General features: G+C 74.6%; 3 protein-coding genes. All 3 read right to left on the bottom strand.

Annotated features, from left to right (window positions below; translation table 11 throughout):
* The coding region (locus H5J30_RS27990) for a serine/threonine-protein kinase (RefSeq protein ID WP_181790082.1) at positions 1-809 on the bottom strand (809 nt) is incomplete at its 3' end.
* A gap of 112 nt (positions 810-921) precedes the next feature.
* The gene (locus tag H5J30_RS27985; protein ID WP_181790081.1) at positions 922-1,692 is read right to left on the bottom strand and encodes an FHA domain-containing protein; all 771 of its coding nucleotides are present in this window, start codon (positions 1,690-1,692) and stop codon (positions 922-924) included.
* A gap of 104 nt (positions 1,693-1,796) precedes the next feature.
* The coding region (locus H5J30_RS27980; protein ID WP_445194964.1) for a Gfo/Idh/MocA family protein at positions 1,797-2,297 on the bottom strand (501 nt) is incomplete at its 5' end.

Below are 2,297 nucleotides of genomic sequence, written 5' to 3'. Positions count from 1 at the left end.
GGCCGGCGGCGGAGCATCGCTTCGAGCGGCGCGGCGAGCGGGCCGGTGTCGCGCTCGCGGCGCAGCACGCCCTGGCTCACCTTCCACTCGCGCAGGGTGGCCGCGTCCTCCCCGTCCCGGTCCGCCGCCCCGTCGTCCCCGTCGCCGTCGCCGTCGTCCCTGTCGCCGTCGTCCCCGTCCCTGTCGCCGACCTCGTCGTGGGGTACGCCGGTGACCGCCTTGTAGAGCATCGCCGCGAGGGAGTACACGTCCGAGCGGGGCTCGGGCGAGCCGTTGACGACCTCGGGGGCGGCGTAGTCGGGGGTGTAACTGAGCGGGCGGTCCGGCGAGATGGTCTCGTTGCTGCCGGTGCGCTGGGCGGAGTCGAAGTCCGTGAGCTTGGGCGTGCCGTCGTCGGTGATGACGACGTTGGCGGGCTTGACGTCGCAGTGGACGACGCCGTTGGCGTGCAGCGCCCCCAGCGCCGAGGCGATCTGCGCGCCGATCAGCGCCGCCCGCTCGGGCGCCATCCTCGGCTGCTTCTCCAGGCTGCCGCCGGTGACGTGTTCCATCACCAGCCAGCAGCCGGCGTCGGGGCCCGCCTCGATGAACTCCACGCCGTAGAGCGTGACCACGTGCGGGTGGGTGGCCTTGGCCTGGGCGCGGGCGACGCCCAGCAGCCGCGGGCGCTCCCCGATGGCGCCGCCGCGTTTGAGTACGACTCTGCGGCCCAGTTGCTCGTCGGCCGCGAACCACACCTCGCCCCGGCCCTCGCCGTCGACCGGAACTTCGAGCCGGTAGCGGTCGCCGACCAGCTGACCCACGCGCACCGCGACTCCTTTCGCCCGTCTGCAGGGCGAAACTTATCGGCTGCGCGCGGCGCTGGCACGACGTCTTCACGACTTCCCCGCCTCAGCCGCGCGGAAGCCGCGAAATAGCCGCTCAGCTTGAGAAATACTCGTCCAGGAGTTCGAGATCGGTCGGCACCAGGGTCGTGGATTCCACCAGTCCGCGCAGCAGGTTGTGCTTGAGGACGCTGTCGCTCGGGCCGCTGCCGTCGTCGCCCCGCGTCACCTGGTACGGGAAGCCGCCGCCCTCCAGCCGCTTGCGGACGTCCTCGACCCGGTGCTCGATGACGCGCTTGGTGATCCCCGCGCCGGCGGGCAGGAAGGCCAGCAGCTCGGCCGCCTGCCGGTACGACAGCGGGCGCGGGTCCGACTCGTACTGCAGGTACTGCTGTCCGAGCACGACGAGCACCAGCTTCTCCTGCTCGGTGAGCGTCCAGCGCTTGGGCGGCAGGGTCTCGGCGCGGTGCCGCGGCACCCGCCCGCCCTCGCCGGCGTCGGTGACGTACAGCTCGACGAGGTGCTCGCGGTGCCCCGAGCCCTTGACGAACAGCGGGGTGTAGCCGGGGGCGAGGGGGATCGGCTCGGTGGTCAGGTGCATCAGCCGGCCGCGGGGCAGCCGGACGAGCTGCTGCCCGGTGTTCCGCAGCCACCAGGTGCTGCGCTCGTACGACAGCTCGCCGTGCCGGCGGCTGACCCGCAGGTCGTCCTCGCCGACGCACAGGTCGACCTCGTCCTTGTCGCGCCCGAAGCGCACGACCCGGGCGGCTGCGGGCGGCACCCGGATCCCGCCGGCGACGCTGCGGGCGTGCAGGGTGCCGGGGGGCGACGGCGCGGCACCGCGCGCCAGGCTCTCTCGCAGGGGCATCGCGGGGCCTCCGGGTGCTCGTGACGGTACGTGCCCCACCAGTGTCCCGCGTGCGCCGGGGACCGGTCCCCGGCGTACGCGGCCGGCGTGGCAGCGCCGGCGGATCAGCCGGGCAGCGCCTGGTGCAGCAGCTCCTGGAGGCGCAGGCCGCGGCGGGCGTCGAGGCCGCCGGAGCGCCCGGCGCGGACGGCGGCGGCGAACTCGTGGCGCAGCACGGGCCAGCACTCCTCGTGGTCGAGCCCCGCGGTGTCGTAGACGATCTCGCCGCCGGGGCCGAACAGCTCGACGCGGGTGCGGGCGGCGGGCAGCCGGACGCTGCCGGACAGCGACGCCTGGCTGACGGCGCCGTTCTCGTGCTCGCAGGTCAACTCGATCCAGCGGCGCGGGTCGCCGGTTCCGCGGACGGCGGCGACCGGGCCCACGGCGGCGTCGAGGAGGTCGAGCAGGTGCGGGCCCAGGTCGAGCAGAGCGCCGTGCTCCAGCCGCCAGGCGGTGGCGAACTCGCCGCCGAGGAAGGCGCCGTGCAGGTAGCAGGAGCGGGCACCGGTGACGTCCGCGGCGGCGGCGCGGCGCAGGAAGTCCCGGGTGGCGGGGTGGTACCGCTT

This window comes from Streptomyces phytophilus, from assembly GCF_013870535.1.
Taxonomy (GTDB): Bacteria; Actinomycetota; Actinomycetes; order Streptomycetales; family Streptomycetaceae; genus Streptomyces; species Streptomyces phytophilus.
The sequence above is the reverse complement of the archived record's forward strand: the minus strand, read 5'-3'. Positions and strand labels throughout refer to the sequence as shown.

What these genes read in the sequence shown, in the direction of transcription:
- H5J30_RS27985 (WP_181790081.1), bottom strand. Translation starts at nt 1,692, where the DNA reads ATGCCCCTGCGAGAGAGCCTGGCGCGCGGTGCCGCGCCGTCGCCCCCC.